An 18102-nucleotide genomic window follows, 5' to 3' on the forward strand; every position below is an offset into this window, starting at 1 on the left:
GAATCCTCTGTCGTTCTCGGGGTCAGACGGCCGCGGCCGGAGCCGCGGGAGTCGTCGTCGCGGAGGCCGGGATGGTGGCCCTGAGCTCATCGTCCGTCACCGCGGCGGTGCTGCCGGCGGCCGAGGCGGTCGGCGGGACGCTGACGGCCGCGATGGCCGTGGTGACGACACCCGGCTCCTGGGCGTCGGCCGTCCCGACCTCGTTGACGTTGGTGTGGTCGACGACCTGGCGGCGCGAGATCAGCCAGATGGCGACGCAGGAGCCGATCAGGAAGACCGTGACGCCGGCGATGCCGATGTCCCCGGTGCGCATGACCAGCTCGGCGCCGGCGGCCACCAGGGCCGCGGCCGGGAGGGTCAGGCCCCAGGCGATGAACATGCGGGTGGCGGTGGACCAGCGGACCACGCCACCCTTGCGTCCCAGACCCGAACCCATGACGGCGCCGGAGCACGCGTGGGTGGTGGAGAGGGAGAAGCCGAGGGAGGAGGAGGCCAGGATGACGCTGGCGGCCGAGGTCTGGGCGGCGAAGCCCTGCTGCGGCTGCAGGTCGGTCAGGCCCTTGCCCATGGTGCGGATGATGCGCCAGCCGCCCAGGTAGGTGCCCATCGCGATGGCCAGACCGGCGGAGACGATGACCCAGACCGGCGGGTTGGAGCCGGGGGAGAGGGCGCCGCCGGCGACGAGCGCCAGCGTGATGATGCCCATCGTCTTCTGCGCGTCGTTGGTGCCGTGCGCCAGCGAGACCAGACCCGCGGAGGCGATCTGACCGGCGCGGTAGCCCTTGGCCGAGGTCTTCTCACCCATGCCGTTGCCGACCTTGTACGTGACCTTCGTGGCCAGGTACGCGGCGAAGCCGGCGACCAGCGGCGCGGCGATCGCGGGGATCAGCACCTTGGTGACGACCACGCTGCCGTTGACGGCGCCCATGCCGGCGGAGGCCACGGCCGCACCGATCAGGCCGCCCATCAGGGCGTGCGAGGAACTGGAGGGCAGGCCGACCAGCCAGGTGACGAGGTTCCAGAGGATCGCGCCGACCAAGGCGGCGAAGATGACCTCCGGCTGGATGCCTTCCTCGTTGACCAGTCCCTTGGAGATCGTCTTGGCGACCTCCACGGACATGAAAGCGCCGACGAGGTTGAGCACGGCGGACATCGCCACCGCGGTCTTGGGCTTGAGGGCGCCGGTCGAGATGGTGGTGGCCATCGCGTTGGCCGTGTCGTGAAAACCGTTCGTGAAATCGAACACGAGAGCGGTGATGATCACGATCCCGAGGAGAAGCGTTATGTGCTCCATTTACCCAGGCTTCTGTTTGACGTCAGTGGTTCGTGGACCGTAGGCAACCTGGATGAACGGAAGGTGAACTGCCAGGGGTCATGCGGTGTATCGGTACGGCACCCCATCGGGACCTTCGTCCCGGGAAGGGCATTGATATGTCGATTAATGCACGTCACGGCGGGGTGTCCGCACGTTTCGGGGAGGGACTTCCGGTAGGGCCTGCTGTTCATCCGGAACCCCCGAAGAGACCTAGATCACCTTGCGCGCCACCCCTTCGGGGTGCCGGCCGGAACGATTCCCTCCGGTGGCCCGCCGACCCGTCCGCCTCGACACTGGAGCGGTGCGCACCGCTACCGCGACGGCAGCCGCCGTCACCACGACCCTGCTCGGCGCCGGCGCGGCCGCCGTCACCGCCGTCGCGCTCGCCGGCCGGTACGCCGCCGACGCGGCCCTGCGGACCGAGCCCGGCCGTCCGCTCCCCGGCAGCCCCCGGCTCAGCGTCCACTCCACCGCGGCCGGCCGGGTCGAGCTGACCCGCTCGCTGGCCTCCCTGGGCCCCGGCACCTACGGGCTCACCGCCCCCGGGGTGCACGCCGTCGTCGGGCCCGTCCTCCCCGATGCCCCGCACGGCCCCGACACCGTGGTGCGCCGCCTCGTCGCCGTCACCCACGGCAGCCTCGACCCCGGAACCCGCGTCACCCTCACCCCCACGGTCCACCTGGGAAACCCGGGCACCGCCCTCGGGCTGGACCACGCCGACGTGGACGTCCCCGGGGAGCTCGGGGCGCTGCCCGCCTGGTTCGTGCCCGCGGCCCGCGACACCTGGGTGATCACCGTCCACGGACTCGGCACCACCCGCGAGCACCCGATGGTGGTCATGCCCTTCCTCCACCGCAACAAGCTCCCCGTCCTGGACCTCGGGTACCGGGGCGACCTCGGCGCCCCCGAGTCGCCGGACGGCCTCGGCCACCTCGGCGAGTCCGAATGGCGCGATCTCGACGCCGCCATCCGCTACGCCCTGCGCTACGGAGCCCGCCGCGTGGTCCTGCACGGCTGGTCGACCGGCGCCACCATGGCCCTGCACGCCCTCGAACGCTCGGCGCTGGCCGACCGCATCTCCGGGCTGGTCCTCGACTCGCCCGTACTGGACTGGCACGCCACCCTGCGCGCCCTCGCCGCCGCACGCCGCACGCCGGCCCCCCTGCTCCCGTTCGCGGTCAAGGCCGCCGAGGGCCGTGCGGGCCTGCGCGCCGACCGGCGGGCCCCGGGGTCGGATCCGGCCGCGCTGAAGGTGCCCGTACTGATCTTCCACGGCCCCGACGACGCGCTCGCCCCCTGGGAGCCCTCCCGCCGGCTCGCCGCGGCCCGCCCCGACCTCGTCACCCTGCACTCCGTTTCCCACGCCGCCCACGGGGCGATGTGGAACGCCGACCCGGCCGCGTACGAAGAGGCGCTGCGCCGCTTCCTGACCCCTTTCATGTGAAGGGCCGGTTGACGGACCGTCGGACGAGTTGTCCGAAGACAGCGGGGCGGACGGGGCGGGGAGGGTGGGTTGTCCCGTTCTGTCCCTGTGGGGCCTTGTGGCAATGGCTGGTTCCGTTTGGGCTTTCGGCCAGTGACGGGCGAGACTGCTCACGTGACGTCCCGAAAGCCTGATGAGCAGTTGGCTCGCGACTCCAGACTCCGACTCGTCGCCCCGCGGTCCGTGGCCACGGCCCGCAAGGCGGTGACCGACCGGCGCACCCGGACCGCCCCGCGGCCTCCGGCGGGCACGCCCGCCACGGCCGACCTGGCGAACAGGGCCCGCGCCTCCCTCGCCGACGCGGTGCGGCTCGCCCGCTGGGCCGAGCTCCACCTAGGCGCCGCGGACGGCAACGGGCCCGCCCTGGCGGGCGCCCTGCCCGCCGCCGAAGCCGAACGCGCCGCCGCCCAGCTGAGCCTGACACCGGGCCAGATCCGGGTCGGCTGGGACCGCGCCCGGCTCGCCGGGCTGATCGAGATGCACGGCGGGCACGCCCGCCCGGGCTGGCGCCTGCGCGCCTGGAACCGGGACGACACCGCCGTGCTGCGCGGCTGGGTCGCCCTCTTCGACGCCTGGTCGCTGGTCCACCCGGCCCCCGCCGACATCGCCCCCGCGGCCGTCGCCGAGGTGGTCGAGGCCATGCCCCAGCTGCTCTCCCTGCTCCAGCTCTCCGCCGGTCCCGTGACCGTCCCCGATCTGCTGGACCTGCTCCGCCAGCGCGTCGACGAACTGCGCGACGAGCGGTGCGAGGTCCCCTACGAGTCCACGGCGCAGGCCGCCGGGACCCCGCACGCCGGTCCCGCGCCGGCCGCGGCGCCCGTCCCGCTCGCCCGGCTGCTGCGCTGGGCGCTCGGCGGGCTCGCCGCCGTGGACGCCGTCACCCTCGGCCCCGCCAGGGCCACCCTCACCCCGCTCGGGAGCTGGGCCGTCTGGGTCAAGCTGGAGCAGATCTGCGTCGCCGCGCAGAGCCCCGCCGGGAACATCGAACAGTCCGCCGCCGCCATGCTCCACGGCTGCGCGCGGCTCACCCCCGGCCCGGCCCGCGCCGAATACCAGGCCTGGCTGGCCGCCCGGCCCGTCGGCCACGCGGTCTCCGAGCTGCTGCTCGCGGCCCGCGGCCAGGACGCCCTGCTGCGCGGGCTCGCCTTCGAGGCCCTGCGCGTCGTCGGAGCCCCCGCCGAGCCCGAGGTCCGCAAGGCCTCCCGGGAGGCCGCGCTGCGCCCCTACGCCCTGCTCTGGCTCGCCGAGCACGACGGGGTCGACCCCGACGAGGCGCAGGACGTGCTCACCGCCGAGGAGCAGACCTGGCTCTGGGTGGACACCGCGGCGGCCATCGCCGACCACGGCGAGGCCGAGCTGCTGGCCCGCCACCTGGACTCGGCGGTGCGGACCACGGTTCCCCGGCTGCTGGACGAGGTCCGCGCGGTCGGGCACCCCCGCACGGTGCAGGTGCTGGTCGCGCTGGCCGCCGCCCATCCCGACCCCGCCCTGGCCAAGGCGGTGCGCCGGGCCGCGTTCCAGGTGCACACCGGCGGCGCGTAGCGCCCCGTACGGGCGCCGTACGCGCCGCAGGGGCTCCGGTCAGACCTGCGGTGCGTACGTCCCGAAGCTCCACACGTTGCCCTCGGCGTCGCGGGCCATGTAGTCCCGCGAGCCGTAGTCCTGGTCGGTCGGCTCCATCAGGATCTCCACGCCGTGCTCGACGGCCCGGCGGTGGTGGGCGTCCACGTCGTCGACGTGCACGTAGACCCCGGTCGGGCCGGCCGCCTCCATCGCCTTGTCGAAGGCGCTGCCGGTGCCCTTGCTGCCGAGCATCACCATGCCGTTCCCGTAGGACAGCTCGGCGTGCGCCACCGCTCCGTCCTCGCCCTCGTACGCCGCGACCTGGGTGAAGCCGAAGGCCTCGGTGAGTAGCTGGATGGCGGCCTTGGCGTCGGTGTACAGCAGGGTCGGACAGATGGACGGAACGCCTGCCATGACGATCACTCCCTCTCGTACCGTGGGTGGATGGTGATCCACGTCACAGCATGACAGGCGCCACCGACACTCAGCGGAAGGTGTTGCACTGGGCCATGTCGCCCGTGCGGTAGCCCTGGTAGAACCACTGCTGGCGCTGCTCGGCCGAACCGTGCGTCCAGGACTCCGGGGACACCCGGCCCTGGAACTTCTCCTGGATCCGGTCGTCGCCGACCGCGGCCGCCGCGTCCAGGCCGTCCTTGATGTCCTGGTCGGTCAGGCTGGTGATCAAGGGCTTGCCCGTGGACTCGTCCGGGGTCTTCGTGGCGTTGTGGGCCCAGACCCCGGCGTAGCAGTCGGCCTGCAGCTCGACCCGTACCGCGTTGCTGTTCGCGCCCTGCCGGCCGTCCTGGGCCTTCTGCAGGGTGCCGGTCAGGTTCTGGATGTGGTGGCCGTACTCGTGGGCCACCACGTACGCCTGGGCGAAGGGGCCGCCGCTCGCGCCGAACTTGGTGCGGAGCTCGTTGAAGAAGCCCAGGTCCAGATAGACCTGCCGGTCACCGGGGCAGTAGAACGGGCCGACCGCCGAGGTGGCCGCGCCGCAGGCGGTGCCCACCTTGCCGGTGAAGAACACCGTCTGCGCCGGGGTGTACTGGGCGCCGCGCTTGGCGAACTCCTGCTTCCAGAAGTCCTGGGTGCTGTTGATCACCGCCACCAGCCGGCAGTCCTCCTTGGTGTTCGCGTCCTGCCCGGTCTTGCAGCTCTGCTGCACCTGGGCGGCGGAGGAGGAGGTCGCCTCGGGCTGCGGACTTCCGTCGGACAGGCCCAGCTGCTCCGGGCCCACCCCGAACAGCAGACCCATGATCAGCGCGATGAAACCGATGATGCCGCCGCCGACCGTGGCCCTACCGCCCGGGATGCGGCTGCCACGTACGTCCTTGACCTCGGAAGTGTCCAGATTGGCGTTGTCGTCGAACTGCATCCCGCACCGCCCTCCATTCCAACCAAGGGGGGTACGAGTACGCCCCTGCGGCGAGTATCAACCCGTTCATCCTCATACGCCCCCCGGCCGGGAGGCGTGTTCCCTGGGCCGAACGGGGGACACGGGGGTGGGGGCGGGGGCGGTCCCCGGAGGGGCGGGCGGGCCCGAAAGTAGTTGCGCACCCCCGGTAGAATGACTCCCATGGCAAATCTCCTCGCGGATTAGCGGCGTAGAAGCATCGCGTCCTGCCCCCCTTCCGCCGTCCCGACCCGCCCTGGAGTATTTCCGTGATCACCGCCACCGGCATCGAGCTGCGCGCCGGCGCCCGCATCCTCATCGAGAACGCCTCCTTCCGCGTCGCCAAGGGCGACCGCATCGGCCTCGTCGGCCGCAACGGAGCCGGCAAGACCACCCTCACCAAGTGCCTCGCCGGCGAGGGAACCCCGGCCGGCGGCAGCATCGCCCGCTCGGGCGAGGTCGGCTACCTCCCGCAGGACCCGCGCACCGGCGACCTCGACGTGCTGGCCAGCGACCGGATCCTGTCCGCCCGCGGACTCGACGTGCTGCTCAAGAAGATGCGGATGAACGAGGAGCGCATCTCGTCCGGCTCCGGCGCCACCCGCGAGAAGGCGATGCGCCAGTACGAGCGCCAGGAGACCGAGTTCCTCACCAAGGGCGGTTACGCCGCCGAGTCCGAGGCCGCGACCATCTCCGCCGCCCTCGGCCTGCCCGACCGGGTGCTCGGCCAGCCGCTGCACACCCTCTCCGGTGGCCAGCGCCGCCGCGTCGAGCTCGCCCGGATCCTCTTCTCCGACGCCGACACCCTGCTCCTCGACGAGCCGACCAACCACCTCGACGCCGACTCGATCGTGTGGCTGCGCGACTACCTGAAGACCTACCGCGGTGGCTTCATCGTCATCTCCCACGACGTGGACCTGGTCGAGACGGTCGTCAACAAGGTGTTCTACCTGGACGCCAACCGCTCCCAGATCGACGTCTACAACATGGGCTGGAAGCTCTACCAGCAGCAGCGCGAGGCCGACGAGAAGCGCCGCAAGCGCGAGCGCCAGAACGCCGAGAAGAAGGCCGCGGCGCTGAACTCGCAGGCCGACAAGATGCGCGCCAAGGCCACCAAGACCGTCGCCGCCCAGAACATGGCCAAGCGCGCCGACCGGCTGCTCGCCGGCCTGGACGCCGTCCGCGTCTCCGACAAGGTCGCCAAGCTGCGCTTCCCGGACCCGGCGCCCTGCGGCAAGACCCCGCTGACCGCCGAGGGCCTGTCGAAGTCCTACGGCTCGCTGGAGATCTTCACCGACGTCGACCTGGCCATCGACAAGGGCTCCCGCGTGGTCATCCTCGGCCTCAACGGCGCCGGCAAGACCACCCTGCTGCGCCTGCTGTCGGGCACCGAGAAGCCCGACACCGGTACGGTCATCCCCGGTCACGGCCTCAAGCTCGGCTACTACGCCCAGGAGCACGAGACCCTGGACCCCGAGCGCTCGGTCCTGGAGAACATGCGCTCCTCGGCGCCGGACCTGGACCTGGTCTCCGTACGCAAGACGCTCGGCTCCTTCCTCTTCTCCGGCGACGACGTGGACAAGCCCGCGGGCGTCCTGTCCGGTGGCGAGAAGACCCGCCTCGCCCTGGCGACGCTGGTCGTCTCCTCGGCCAACGTGCTGCTCCTCGACGAGCCCACCAACAACCTCGACCCGGCCAGCCGCGAGGAGATCCTGGGCGCCCTGCGCACCTACAAGGGCGCCGTCATCCTCGTCACCCACGACGAGGGCGCGGTCGAGGCGCTGGAGCCGGAGCGGATCATCCTGCTCCCGGACGGCGTCGAGGACCTCTGGGGTCCGGACTACCGGGACCTGGTGGCACTCGCCTGAGGCGCTTCCGCTTTCGTGATCCTTTGCTTATGGATCATTCGGCTCAGACGTGATCCATCATCTGAGTGAGACGGTCTCATACCGTTCCGTGCTCGACGAAGGCCCCGGCCGCGCATCCTCACCGATGCGGCCGGGGCCTTCCGCTTACCCGCTTCCGGCCCCTGACCTGGTGATTCATACCGGCCGAGCGGAAATGTGACGGAGGTCATGCAGCGGAAGAGGAGATTCCGTTCTGCTCGGCCGTCCACGGCTGAAGAAATGCCGCCGTATCGACCTTGCTGAATGGGTGGCCAGGAAGCCGGGGAGGGGTGATCATGAGAAGTCCAGAGCGCACTTCCCATAGAGGAGGCACGGGTGGCCGAAACTCTGAAGAAGGGCAGCCGGGTAACCGGCGCCGCGCGTGACAAGCTCGCGGCAGACCTGAAGAAGCAGTACGACTCCGGTGCGAGTATCCGGGCGCTGGCCGAATCGACTGGCCGGTCCTACGGATTCGTCCATCGGATGCTCAGCGAGTCCGGAGTCACGCTGCGTGGTCGCGGTGGCGCGACACGCGGCAAGAAGGCGGCTACGGCCTGACCATTTGGTTCCCCTTGGTTCCAACGGTTCTTCCGTATTCAGCTTCACGGTTCCAGTTCCACCGTCCTTCGGTGACCCCCGGTCGGCTCCATGGCCGGCTGGGTGGTTACTGTGCAGTCACTTAGGCCGAGAACGCGGCCGAACGACGGCACAACCACCGGAGGCACACAGATGGCTCTGCTCGACAAGGACGGCGTACGGCTCACCGTCGACGAGACGGTCGCCACGGTGACACTGACCAATCCAGCCAAGCGAAACGCTCAATCCCCCGCGCTCTGGCGGGCGTTGACGGAGGCTGGAAGGTCGTTGCCGGGCACCGTCCGGGTCGTCGTGCTGCGCGGCGAAGGGCAGTCCTTCTCCGCAGGGCTCGACAGGCAGGCGTTCACCCCCGAAGGCTTCGAGGGCGAGCCGTCCTTCCTTGACCTGGCGCGCGGTTCGGAGGAACTGCTCGACTCCACCATCGCCGAGTACCAGGAAGCGTTCACCTGGTGGCGGCGCAACGACATCATCTCCGTCGCCGCCGTTCAGGGGCACGCGATCGGTGCCGGTTTCCAGCTTGCCCTCGCGTGCGATCTGCGCGTCGTCGCGGACGACGTGCAGTTCGCCATGCGCGAGACCGGGCTGGGCCTCGTCCCCGACCTCGGCGGCACCCAGCCGCTGACCTCGACGGTCGGCTATGCCCGCGCGCTCGAAATCTGTGCGACGGGACGCTTCGTCCACGCCGAGGAGGCGGAACGGATCGGCCTCGCGAACCTGGTCGTCCCCGCGGGCGAGCTCGACGCGGCCGTCCAGGACCTCACCACCGCGCTGCTGGCTCCGCCGCGGGACGCGGTGATCGAGACGAAGGCGCTGCTGCGCGGTGCGGTGTCGCGCCCTTACGAGGACCAGCGTGCGGCTGAGCGTGCCGCCCAGGCCCGCCGCCTGCGGGACCTGGCCGGGCTGTCGGACTAGCCGCGGCGCCGTTGCCGGGGGCCAGCCCCCGGACCCCCGCTCCTCAAACGCCGGAGGGGCTGAAAAGATCGCCTCAAACGCCGGCGGGGCTGGATTTATCCAGCCCCGCCGGCGTTTGAGGCGCGGGGTCTGGGGCGGAGCCCCAGGGGGTCCGGGGCACAGCCCCGGGGAACGGTGGAAGGGCGGGGAGGGGACTTCGCCTCGCGTAGCGGAGCCCGCCCGGCCGCGTCGGGACAGGCGCCGACGGGGGTGCCGCCTTAACGTGGGTCGGGAGCCCGTACGCGCGCGAAGGGGATATGAGATGACCGAATCCGCCGCCACAGGGAGCACCGCCAAGCCCCCCGCCGACCGCGGCCGCACGAGCATCGCCGACGGCGTGGTCGAGAAGATCGCCGGCCTGGCCGCCCGCGAGGTGGTCGGCGTCCACGCCATGGGCAGCGGCAGCGGCCTCTCCCGTACCTTCGGCGCCGTCCGCGACCGCGTCCCCGGCGGGGCCAAGTCCAGCGTCAGCCGGGGCGTGAAGGCGGAGGTCGGCGAGGTGCAGACCGCCCTCGACCTGGAGATCGTCGTGGATTACGGCGTGTCGATCCGGGACGTGGCCCGGGCCGTCCGTGAGAACGTCGTCTCGGCGGTGGAGCGGATGACCGGCCTCGAAGTCGTCGAGGTCAACATCGCGGTCAGCGACGTCAAGCTGCCGGACGAGGACGACGAGGAGCCGGAGTCCCGACTGCAGTAGAGGAGTCCGCATGAGCATGGCGGTCGTCGGCCTGGTGGCCGGCATGGCACTGGGGTTCGCCGGGTACTTCGGCGGCTTCGGGGCCTTCCTGCTGGTGGCCGCCCTCGGCGCCATCGGCTTCGTCGTGGGCCGGTTCCTCGACGGGGACCTGGAACCGGGCGACTTCTTCCGCCCCCGGGGCCGCCCCGGGGACCGCGACCGCGACCGGGATCGCGACCGCGACCGTGACCGGGACCGATGAGCACCCCCCGCCCCACCCCGCCCCGGGTGCCCGCCGCCGAGCGCGGGGCCACCCGGATCGCCGACCGGGTCGTGGCGAAGATCGCCGCCCAGGCCGCCCGGGAGGCGCTGACCCGGCCCGCCCCGGACGCGGCCCCGCCGCACGCCACGGTCACCGTCCACCACGACATCGCCCGGGTACGGGTGGCCCTGGAGCTCCCCTACCCCTGCGACCTCGCCGCCCAGTGCGCGGCCGTACGCCGTCAGGTCGCCCTGCGCGTCGAGGAGTACGCGGAGATGGCCGTACCCGAAGTGGACCTGGACATCGAGCACCTGCACCCCGCGCGGCCCGCCACCGGGCGGGACCGGCGGGTCCGGTGAGCGCCCGCTTCCGGTCGCCCCGGCGGTTCCCGGCCGCGGTGGGGGCGTTCGCCGTCCTCGCAGTGGCGGGGCTGTTCCTGTACGACCTGGCGGCGGTACGGGCCCACCGCCCCGGCATGCGCTGGCGCGAGGAGCTCTCCCGGGCGCTGGAGCGGCACACCCCGGCCGACCCCGGCGTGCTGATCGGCGGCGGAGTTCTGGCCGCGGCCGGGGCCGCGCTGCTGCTGTACGCCCTCACCCCGGGCCTGCGCGGGATCCTCCCGATGAGCTCGGCGCATCCGGAGGTCCGGGGCGGACTGGAACGCAAGGCCGCCGCGCAGGTGCTGCGCGACCGGGTCATGGAGGTGTCCGGGGTGCGGTCGGCGCGGGTCGGCGTGGGCCGGTCGCGCATCGGGGTCCGGGCCGTGTCCCACTTCCGCGAACTGGACGACGTACGGGCCGACCTGGACGCGGTGCTGGCCGTCGGCGTCGCGGAGCTGGGGCTGGCCCACGAGGTGCGGCCGAAGGTACGGGTGAGCCGCCGGTGACCCTCGGGACGGTGAACCGGGTCCTGCTCGCGCTGCTCGGCCTGGTCCTGCTGGCGGCGGGGGCGTCGGTGCTGACCGCGTCCGGGCCGTTCCAGGGCCGCCGCGAACCCCTGCTGGCGCCGCACGGGCGGGGCTGGCCGGCGCCCTGGTGGGTGGTGCTCGCCGCACTCGGGGCCTGCGTACTGCTGGCGCTGTGGTGGCTGCTGTCCCAACTGCGCCGGGCCCGGCTGGCGGAGGTGCTCGTGGACACCGGGGACGGGGCGTTCGCGGTGCTGCGCGGGCGGGCGCTGGAGGAGGCCGTCGAGGCCGATGTCCGGGAGGCCGTGGAGGGTGTGGCCCGGTGCCGGGTCACGCTGCGGGGGCGGCGCGGGGCCCCGGCCCTGCGGGTCGCCCTGGAGCTGGAGCCGCACGCGGTGCCGGCCGACGTACTGGCGGCCCTCGCCGGCCCGGTGCTCGGCCGGGCCCGTGCCTCGGCGGCGCTGCCGGCCCTTCCGACGGAGGCGCGCCTGCACGTCACCCCCCGCCGGGCGCGGCGGGTGACGTGAGGCGGAGCCGGGGCGGCCGGCTCAGAAGCCGTGCCGGGAGCCGCCGTCCACCGGGAGCATGACGCCGGTCAGGTAAGAGGCCGCCGGGGACAGCAGGAAGGCGGCCGAGCGGCCGAACTCCTCCGCGGTGCCGTAACGCCGCAGCGGGATCCCGGACTCGTTGCGGGCCCGGGCGGCGGCCGCGTCCCCGGACAGGGCGTCGAGCTCGCGGACCCGGTCGGTGTCGATGCGGGCGGGCAGCAGGCCGACCACCCGGATGCCGCGCGGGCCGAGCTCCACGGAGAGGGACTTCGCGAAGCCGGCCAGGCCGGGGCGCAGACCGTTGGAGATGGTGAGTCCCGGGATCGGCTCGTGCACGGAGCCCGACAGGACGAAGCCGATGACCCCGCCGTCGGAGAGTTCGGCGGCCGCCGCCCGCGCGAGGCGGACCGCGCCGAGGAAGACCGACTCGAAGGCGGCCGCCCACTGCTCGTCGGTGTTGTCCGCCGCCGAACCGGGCGCCGGGCCGCCGACGCTGATGAGGATGCCGTCGAGGCGGCCGAAGTGCTCCCGGGCCGCGGCGACGAGCCGGGAGGCGGCCCCGGGGTCGGAGTTGTCGGCGGCCACGCCGACCGCGTTCGAGCCCAGCGCCTTGGCGGCGGCCTCGGCGCGCCCCGCGTCCCGGCCGGTCAGCACCACCTTGGCGCCGTCGGCGGTCAGTTCGCGGGCGGAAGCGTAGCCGAGGCCCCTGGTGGCGCCGGTGACGACGTAGACACGGTCCTTCAGTCCAAGATCCATGCCGACACGCTACGCGGTCGCCACCGGCTCCCGCTCGGAAGCCTCGGCCGAGGCTGCGGCCGCCGCCTCGCGGTCGCGCTTCTCGCGCCGTACGAGCACGATCCAGCCCACCGGCACCGCCAGGGTGAACAGCCACCACTGCACGGCGTACGCCATGTGCGGCCCGATCGAGTCGTGGTCGGGCTCGGCGACCACCTCGGGTTCGCCGCCGGCCGGGACCGGGGCGGTGAGTTCCAGGTAGCCGCCGAGGACGGGCTTGCCCAGGTACTGCGCCTGCCGGGCGCTGTTGATCAGCATCACCTGGCGGTCCGGCAGGCCCTTGCGGTCCTTGATGCCGCTGCCGCCGCTGGTCTCGTCGGCCTTCAGCCGCCCGGTGACCGTCACTTCGCCGGTGGGCGCGGCCGGCACCGGCGGGTAGGCGCGCGGGTCGTCGCCGCCCGCGACCCAGCCGCGGTTGACGAGCACGACCCGGCCGTCTTCCAGGACCAGCGGGGTCAGGACGTGGAAGCCGACCTTGTCGTCGTTGTCGGTGCGCATGCGCACGACGACCTCGTGCGCGGGGTCGTACGTACCGGTGGCGGTCACGGCGCGCCAGTAGTCGGCGCGCGGGACCACGTGGCCGGGGGAGGTGACCTCGGTCATGGGGACGGGCTTCGCCCGCAGGTTCGCGTCGATCAGCTCGTTCTGCGCGACCCGGTGCTCATGGCGGTGGAACTGCCAGAACCCCAGCCTGATCGTCGCGGGGATCAGGGCGAGGGCGATGAGGGTGAGGCACACCCACTGCCGGGTCAGCACAAAGCGGTACACGCCCACGACGGTACCCCCAGCGATGGGGACCCCGGCGGCCGGGTGGCCGTCCGGGGTCGTGGCGGAGGGGGAGCAGGGGGAGACAGGGGAGGACGGGACGGGAGTCAGACGCGGTCGGTGATGCCCACCTTCCCCTCCGCGCGGGCGCAGTGCCCTCCGCAGAACCACTGTCCCTCGACCTCGACGCCCTGCCCGATGATCTGGACCCGGCAGTGCTCGCAGATGGGCGCCATGCGGTGAATGGCGCAGGAGAAGCAGTCGAAGACGTGCACAGCACCCTGTGCGTGTACTTCGAAGGACATGCCGTAATCGTTCCCGCAGACTTCGCAACGTGCCATGCGCGGCATGCTGCGCAGGGCGGACCGCCGGAACAAGATCCACCGGGGTGAGTCGCCGAGCGTGCACCCGGCCGGCCCAACGGGCGGCCCCCGGACATCCCCTGGGCCGGTCCCGTGTGGCCGGTCCCGAGTGGTCGGTCCCGTGAGGTCAGTCCTGCGCCGGAGCCACGTCCCGCAGCAGCTGGGTGAAGGCCGCCTCGTCGACGACGGGGGTTCCGAAGGACTTCGCCTTCACCGTCTTGGAGGTCGAGGAGTCCGGGTCGTTCGTCACGAGCAGGCTGGTGAGCCGGGACAGGCTCGTCGCGATGTGCAGGCCCGCCTCCACCGCGCGGTCCTCCAGCAGCTCCCGGTCCACCGAGGTGTCGCCGGAGAACGCGATCCGCATGCCCTGCTTGAGCGGCGTGCCGTCCGCCCACCGGCCCGGGTTCGGGTACGGGCACGGCGGCCGCTTGCGCGAGGCCCGCCAGCTGGAGCCGGCTCCGTACGAGGCCTGGTACCCGACGCGCGGGGCGGCCGGGGTGTCCGACCACTCCGTCAGCGGCCGGCATTCCAGCAGGGGCAGCCGTACGTTGTCCCGCGCGGCCGCGTGCAGGGACGGACGGAAGGCCTCCGCGAGGACCCGGGCGTCGTCGAGCGCGTGGTGGGCGCGCTGCTGGACCACCCCGAAGTGCGCGGCGAGCGACTCCAGCTTGTGGTTGGGCAGCGGGAGGTTCAGTTCCTTCGACAGGGCGATGGTGCACAGCCGCTGGCGCACCGGAGCGGTGGCCTCGGCCCGCGCGTACTCGCGGGCGATCATCTGCCAGTCGAAGATCGCGTTGTGCGCGACCAGCACCCGGTCGGCGAGCCGGCCCGCGAACTCCTCGGCGATGTCCTTGAAGAGCGGCGCGTCCTGGAGCATGTCGCTGGTCAGACCGTGGATCCACACGGGCCCGGGGTCCCGGAGCGGGTTGACCAGCGTGTACCAGTGGTCCTCGACATTGCCCTGAGCGTCGAGCCGGTAGACGGCGGCGGAGATTATCCGGTCGTCGCGAGCGAGCCCGGTGGTCTCCACGTCGACGACCGCGTACCCCTCTGGGTACGCGGTCGGCCACATCGTCTCTGCGGTCGTACGGTCGGCGAGCATGGTCACAGAGGATATCGGCCCCGACGGACAGTCGTGTCCCGAGCGGCATCTCCGGGCCTTCCGGCCGGTCCTCGGGACCCTTCGGGCCGGGCCTTCGGGCCCGTCAGCCCAGAGCGGCGACGAGGTCCCCCGCCGAGAGCCGTTCGAGTCCGCAGCCGTCAACGGGCCCCGGCAGCAGCCGGTATACGCTGCCGCGCGCTCCGGCCGGCGCGACGTCTCCGTCCGTCAGGGCGAGGAACGCGGAACGGCCCGAAGCCGCGGTGCCCGCGAGGGCATCGACCCCGGCGGAGGGCAGCCGGGCGTCGGGGTCGCGCAGGCCGACCAGCCGGCCGGCGAAGGCGGCGGCGTCCTCGTCCGTCCGCCGACGGTAGGTCCACAGTTCGTCGGGATCGCTCGGCCGGGGCGTGCGGCGCAGGACGAGGACCTCGCGGCAGCGCGCGGCCGCGTGCCAGCCCGCCAGCTCCCACAGGGTGGTGCGCCCGGTGGAGAAGTACTGGAAGAGGTCGCGGCCGATCCTGGCCAGGTCCTCCTGGTGCGCCCCCACGCTGTGGTAGCCCTCGTCGTCCGGGAGGTGGACATCGGTCCACAGGAAGCCGCGCCGTTCGAGGTCGACGATCAGCGGTACGTGGATCCGGGAATTGCCGACCAGGTCGTAGCGCTGGCGCACGGTCCGCGGGTCGTAACGGGAGGAGCGGCCGGCGCGGGAGGGCAGGGCCATGAACCCGGCGAAGGCGTCGGGCAGCAGCTCGAAGGGGATGTTGTTGTAGGCGAAGACCACGGGCATGGCGAAGCGGACACCGGCGTCGGCGAGCGGGTCCAGGTCGATGTCCACGTACTCGCTGGCACCGGCGGGCGCGGGCGCCGAGGTGAGGTCCCCGGAGTGGACGACGGCCCGGTCCCCGTAGACGAGGTGCGTGAAGTCGCACACGCCCGCGTAGTTCCAGTCGGCATCGAACAGCACCACCGACAGGTCCAGGTCCACCGTCTTCTTCGGCGGCTCCATCCAGTGCAGGAACATGCGCAGCACCTCGCCGTCCGGCAGGGCCTGGAAGCTGCCCTTGGGCACGGTGACCAGGGCCTTGGCCGCCGCCCGCTCGGTGGCGGGTACGTGCAGGTGGGCGAGGCGCGAGTCGAGCACCGCCAGGTCGTACGGCTCGGCCGCGGCCAGCCGGCGCAGCACCTCGCCCTCGAACAGCCCGGAGACCGAACGGGTCACCGCCTCGGCCAGCGGGGCCCGGTCCTCGTCCCGGGTGAACGAGTGCGCGACCTGTCCGCGCGGGAAGAACACCCGCCGGGTGCCCGGCAGATGGCGGATGCGGAGCCTTCCCAGCGCGGACAGCACCGGCCCGGGCCCGGCCTTCGGGAGCCGACGCTCCAGCACCTCGGCGACCTGCGGGGGCAGGGTGTCGGCCGCGTAGAGCCGCAGAAGGTGGTCGAGGCGCCGGACGAGTTCGCCGGGCCGCTCGGCCAGTACGGCGAGCGCGCGGTCCGGATCCCCGCCGCGCAGGGCCTCTTCCGCGCGGCCCTTCCAGGTGGCCGCCCGGATGCGGGCGCCGTCGACCCGTACGGCCTGCGGGTACGCGGCGGCCGAGGCGAGGAGGGCGGCGCCCAGCGCGGTGCCGGTGGTGTCGGTCCCGCGCAGCACGGCGAAGGCGAGCGCGGCGCGCGGGTGGTGCGCGTACCGCTCGAAGGGGTGCAGGATCTCGCAGGCGCGCTTCCAGGGGTCGGGGTGGCGCAGCACGTCCTCGACGAGCACCGCCGGGTCGAGCCCGTCCAGGACCGCGAGCAGTTCGCGCCGCAGCGGGCGCGGCAGGGAGCGCACGCGCGGTGGTTCCAGCAGGTTGGCCTCGCCCCCCGACCACACGGCGAGCAGCCGCAGTACGTCGGTGGCGGTGGTGAGCCACCCGGGGAGCAGGGCCCGTACGGCCTCCCGCGTGCGGCGCTCGCGCAGCAGGGTGCCCAGCACCAGCGCCTTGGTCTCCCGCACGGGAATCGACTCCGGGAGCCAGCCGAGGTCGGCCGGTGCGTGGGCGAGGAGCACCCGGGTCTCCTCGGTGTCCTGCGGGGAGAGGGGAGTGCGGCGGGCGAGCAGCTTTCCGAGGGCGGTGACGGAGTCGGCCGCGCGGTCCGCGGAGAAGCTCAGCAGCCGCAGCGGGCCGCCGCCCGCGGGTACTTCGGCGGGCGGCCGCGGGGAGGGCCGCATGAAGGGGTCCGCGGGGTCGATCCGCCGGTGGCAGATCGGGCAGCCGGCGTATTCGGCGCCGTCCCAGCAGGTGCGGCACACGAGGTGGGCGCACGGCGCGACGGGGTGGACGCTGCCTACGGTCGCGCACAGTACGCAGGGCTGGTCCGGCCACTGCAGCAGGAGGGTCAGGACGCGGTCGACCCACAGGGCGTACGTATCGTCCGGCACCGAGGCGGGGAAGGTGCGGAACAGCGGCATGTGGGTGCGGTCGGCCCCCAGCAGGACGTCGATGTCCCCGATCAGCTGCGCGCCGGCGGCGGCGAGTCCGGCGGGTCCGAGCCAGGCGAGCGCCGAACGCAGGGGAGCCGTTAGGGCGAAGCCCCGGTCGAGCAGTTCGGCCTCCAGGGCCGTGAGCCCCTCGGCTGTCGGCGGATCGCCCGGGCGGGGCCCGGCCTGGTCGACGTAGACGGTGTGCAGACGGCGCAGCAGGACGGTCGACAGCTCGGGCAAAGGGGGGATTCCTCCGGAACGGGGAGAAGAAGTGGGCGGGGGCGGAGAGGGGACGCGCTACGGGTTTTCGAAGGAGGATGAGAAGGAAGCACGTCGCGGAGCCGCCCCCGCGCAGCAGATACAACCACGGGCGGGGAGCGCCGCAAAGTGATTTAACGCGGCGGGGCGGAGGGCGCCAACAGGGCCCGCACCAGCGCCCGTACGGTCAGCAGGAACAGCCGTTCCGGATCCACCGGCCGGGCCAGCGCGCGGGCCAGCGGCGGGTCGTGCGGGGCGTCGGCCGGATCCCAGAGCTCGCTCTCGGCGGGGGACTGGGCGGGGGAGCGTTCACGATTGCGCTCGACCAGGACGAAGCCGATGATCTGGAACTGGATCGCGCGCACCGCGTCCGCGGCCCGGGCCCCGCGCAGGCCGGCCGCGTGCACCTCGTGGACCAGGGCCTGCTGGGCGGGGAGGAACATCCGGTCGGTGAGGCCGCGTTCGTGGACCATCGCGATCAGGTGCGGGCGCTCGCGCAGCTCGCGGCGCAGGATCCGGGCCACCGAGAGGATGCGGTCGCCCGGGGTGCGGCCGGTCGGCCGGATGGCGCCCACCTCCTCCACGGTCCGCTCCACGAGGGCGTCGAGCAGTGATTCGCGGTTGCCGACGTGCCAGTAGATGGAGGTCACCGCGGTGCCCAGCTCGGCGGCGAGCTTGCGCATGGTGAGGGCGGCCGGGCCGTGCTGTTTGACCAGGGACGCGGCGGCGTCCAGTACCTCCGCGCGGGTCAGCGTGGTTCTGGCCATCGTGTCCGTCCCAGCTTTCT

At 72.9% G+C, this 18102-nt stretch carries 19 protein-coding genes; 10 read left to right on the plus strand and 9 right to left on the minus strand.

Annotation, left to right across the window (positions count from 1 at the left end):
- Positions 1-22: 22 nt before the first annotated feature.
- On the minus strand, positions 23-1294 hold the full coding sequence (locus tag OG276_RS29365; protein ID WP_266909761.1) for an inorganic phosphate transporter: 1272 nt from the start codon (positions 1292-1294) through the stop codon (positions 23-25).
- A gap of 322 nt (positions 1295-1616) precedes the next feature.
- On the opposite strand from OG276_RS29365, the gene OG276_RS29370 reads away from it, so the two are divergent.
- Positions 1617-2759 (plus strand): S9 family peptidase, encoded by a 1143-nt coding sequence (locus OG276_RS29370; RefSeq protein WP_266909763.1) that lies wholly within the window; start codon positions 1617-1619, stop codon positions 2757-2759.
- A gap of 243 nt (positions 2760-3002) precedes the next feature.
- The gene (locus OG276_RS29375) at positions 3003-4340 is read left to right on the plus strand and encodes a hypothetical protein (protein ID WP_266913210.1); all 1338 of its coding nucleotides are present in this window, start codon (positions 3003-3005) and stop codon (positions 4338-4340) included.
- Positions 4341-4379: 39 nt separating this feature from the next.
- Here the strand turns inward: OG276_RS29375 and OG276_RS29380 are convergent, their stop codons facing one another.
- Together OG276_RS29380 and OG276_RS29385 are read right to left on the minus strand one after the other, a co-directional pair.
- Entirely contained in the window at positions 4380-4775 is a 396-nt protein-coding gene (locus OG276_RS29380; RefSeq protein ID WP_266909765.1) for a VOC family protein, read from the minus strand.
- A 70-nt stretch (positions 4776-4845) separates the two neighbouring features.
- Positions 4846-5736, minus strand: coding sequence for a neutral zinc metallopeptidase (locus tag OG276_RS29385; RefSeq protein WP_266909767.1), 891 nt, complete (start codon positions 5734-5736; stop codon positions 4846-4848).
- Positions 5737-6023: 287 nt separating this feature from the next.
- Here OG276_RS29385 and OG276_RS29390 point away from each other — a divergent pair, with 287 nt between their 5' ends.
- The 8 genes from OG276_RS29390 (at position 6024) to OG276_RS29425 (ending at position 11557) form a co-directional block, all read left to right on the plus strand.
- A complete protein-coding gene (locus tag OG276_RS29390) occupies positions 6024-7622 on the plus strand; it encodes an ABC-F family ATP-binding cassette domain-containing protein (RefSeq protein ID WP_266909769.1) in 1599 nt (532 codons plus the stop codon).
- 354 nt (positions 7623-7976) lie between these two features.
- Complete coding sequence (locus OG276_RS29395) at positions 7977-8198, plus strand: helix-turn-helix domain-containing protein (RefSeq protein ID WP_204357858.1); 222 nt, start codon at positions 7977-7979, stop codon at positions 8196-8198.
- 171 nt (positions 8199-8369) lie between these two features.
- Positions 8370-9149, plus strand: a complete 780-nt coding sequence (locus OG276_RS29400; protein ID WP_266909771.1) for an enoyl-CoA hydratase/isomerase family protein — start codon at positions 8370-8372, stop codon at positions 9147-9149.
- Positions 9150-9450: 301 nt separating this feature from the next.
- A complete protein-coding gene (locus OG276_RS29405) occupies positions 9451-9885 on the plus strand; it encodes an Asp23/Gls24 family envelope stress response protein (RefSeq protein ID WP_266909773.1) in 435 nt (144 codons plus the stop codon).
- Between the two features lie 10 nt (positions 9886-9895).
- Positions 9896-10126 (plus strand): hypothetical protein, encoded by a 231-nt coding sequence (locus OG276_RS29410; protein ID WP_266909775.1) that lies wholly within the window; start codon positions 9896-9898, stop codon positions 10124-10126.
- Positions 10123-10485: a hypothetical protein gene (locus OG276_RS29415; RefSeq protein WP_266909777.1), complete on the plus strand. Its 363-nt coding sequence runs from the start codon at positions 10123-10125 to the stop codon at positions 10483-10485. Before OG276_RS29410 ends, OG276_RS29415 begins: the two co-directional genes overlap by 4 nt.
- Positions 10482-11012 (plus strand): DUF6286 domain-containing protein, encoded by a 531-nt coding sequence (locus tag OG276_RS29420; RefSeq protein ID WP_266909779.1) that lies wholly within the window; start codon positions 10482-10484, stop codon positions 11010-11012. The genes OG276_RS29415 and OG276_RS29420 overlap by 4 nt, the downstream gene beginning before the upstream one ends.
- Positions 11009-11557: an alkaline shock response membrane anchor protein AmaP gene (locus OG276_RS29425; protein WP_266909781.1), complete on the plus strand. Its 549-nt coding sequence runs from the start codon at positions 11009-11011 to the stop codon at positions 11555-11557. The genes OG276_RS29420 and OG276_RS29425 overlap by 4 nt, the downstream gene beginning before the upstream one ends.
- A gap of 21 nt (positions 11558-11578) precedes the next feature.
- Here the strand turns inward: OG276_RS29425 and OG276_RS29430 are convergent, their stop codons facing one another.
- The 6 genes from OG276_RS29430 to OG276_RS29455 all read right to left on the minus strand — a co-directional run bounded on the left by OG276_RS29430 (position 11579) and on the right by OG276_RS29455 (position 18082).
- The gene (locus OG276_RS29430) at positions 11579-12334 is read right to left on the minus strand and encodes an SDR family oxidoreductase (protein ID WP_266909783.1); all 756 of its coding nucleotides are present in this window, start codon (positions 12332-12334) and stop codon (positions 11579-11581) included.
- A gap of 9 nt (positions 12335-12343) precedes the next feature.
- The gene (locus tag OG276_RS29435) at positions 12344-13141 is read right to left on the minus strand and encodes an SURF1 family protein (RefSeq protein WP_266909785.1); all 798 of its coding nucleotides are present in this window, start codon (positions 13139-13141) and stop codon (positions 12344-12346) included.
- A 104-nt stretch (positions 13142-13245) separates the two neighbouring features.
- Complete coding sequence (locus OG276_RS29440; RefSeq protein ID WP_112453882.1) at positions 13246-13479, minus strand: hypothetical protein; 234 nt, start codon at positions 13477-13479, stop codon at positions 13246-13248.
- A 148-nt stretch (positions 13480-13627) separates the two neighbouring features.
- Positions 13628-14602 (minus strand): DEDDh family exonuclease, encoded by a 975-nt coding sequence (locus OG276_RS29445; protein ID WP_266909787.1) that lies wholly within the window; start codon positions 14600-14602, stop codon positions 13628-13630.
- A gap of 103 nt (positions 14603-14705) precedes the next feature.
- On the minus strand, positions 14706-17297 hold the full coding sequence (locus OG276_RS29450) for an MXAN_6230/SCO0854 family RING domain-containing protein (RefSeq protein WP_266909789.1): 2592 nt from the start codon (positions 17295-17297) through the stop codon (positions 14706-14708).
- A 152-nt stretch (positions 17298-17449) separates the two neighbouring features.
- On the minus strand, positions 17450-18082 hold the full coding sequence (locus OG276_RS29455) for a TetR/AcrR family transcriptional regulator (RefSeq protein WP_266909791.1): 633 nt from the start codon (positions 18080-18082) through the stop codon (positions 17450-17452).
- Between the last annotated feature and the right edge of the window lie 20 nt (positions 18083-18102).

The sequence above is a fragment of the Streptomyces sp. NBC_00086 genome (assembly GCF_026343255.1).
Taxonomy (GTDB): Bacteria; Actinomycetota; Actinomycetes; order Streptomycetales; family Streptomycetaceae; genus Streptomyces.

Bases quoted from the DNA above. Each gene is read 5' to 3' on its own strand.
- OG276_RS29365 (WP_266909761.1), bottom strand. From the start codon at position 1,294: ATGGAGCACATAACGCTTCTCCTCGGGATCGTGATCATCACCGCTCTC.
- OG276_RS29380 (WP_266909765.1), bottom strand. From the start codon at position 4,775: ATGGCAGGCGTTCCGTCCATCTGTCCGACCCTGCTGTACACCGACGCC.
- OG276_RS29385 (WP_266909767.1), bottom strand. From the start codon at position 5,736: ATGCAGTTCGACGACAACGCCAATCTGGACACTTCCGAGGTCAAGGAC.
- OG276_RS29400 (WP_266909771.1), top strand. From the start codon at position 8,370: ATGGCTCTGCTCGACAAGGACGGCGTACGGCTCACCGTCGACGAGACG.
- OG276_RS29405 (WP_266909773.1), top strand. From the start codon at position 9,451: ATGACCGAATCCGCCGCCACAGGGAGCACCGCCAAGCCCCCCGCCGAC.
- OG276_RS29410 (WP_266909775.1), top strand. From the start codon at position 9,896: ATGAGCATGGCGGTCGTCGGCCTGGTGGCCGGCATGGCACTGGGGTTC.
- OG276_RS29415 (WP_266909777.1), top strand. From the start codon at position 10,123: ATGAGCACCCCCCGCCCCACCCCGCCCCGGGTGCCCGCCGCCGAGCGC.
- OG276_RS29430 (WP_266909783.1), bottom strand. From the start codon at position 12,334: ATGGATCTTGGACTGAAGGACCGTGTCTACGTCGTCACCGGCGCCACC.
- OG276_RS29440 (WP_112453882.1), bottom strand. From the start codon at position 13,479: ATGGCACGTTGCGAAGTCTGCGGGAACGATTACGGCATGTCCTTCGAA.
- OG276_RS29445 (WP_266909787.1), bottom strand. From the start codon at position 14,602: ATGCTCGCCGACCGTACGACCGCAGAGACGATGTGGCCGACCGCGTAC.
- OG276_RS29455 (WP_266909791.1), bottom strand. From the start codon at position 18,082: ATGGCCAGAACCACGCTGACCCGCGCGGAGGTACTGGACGCCGCCGCG.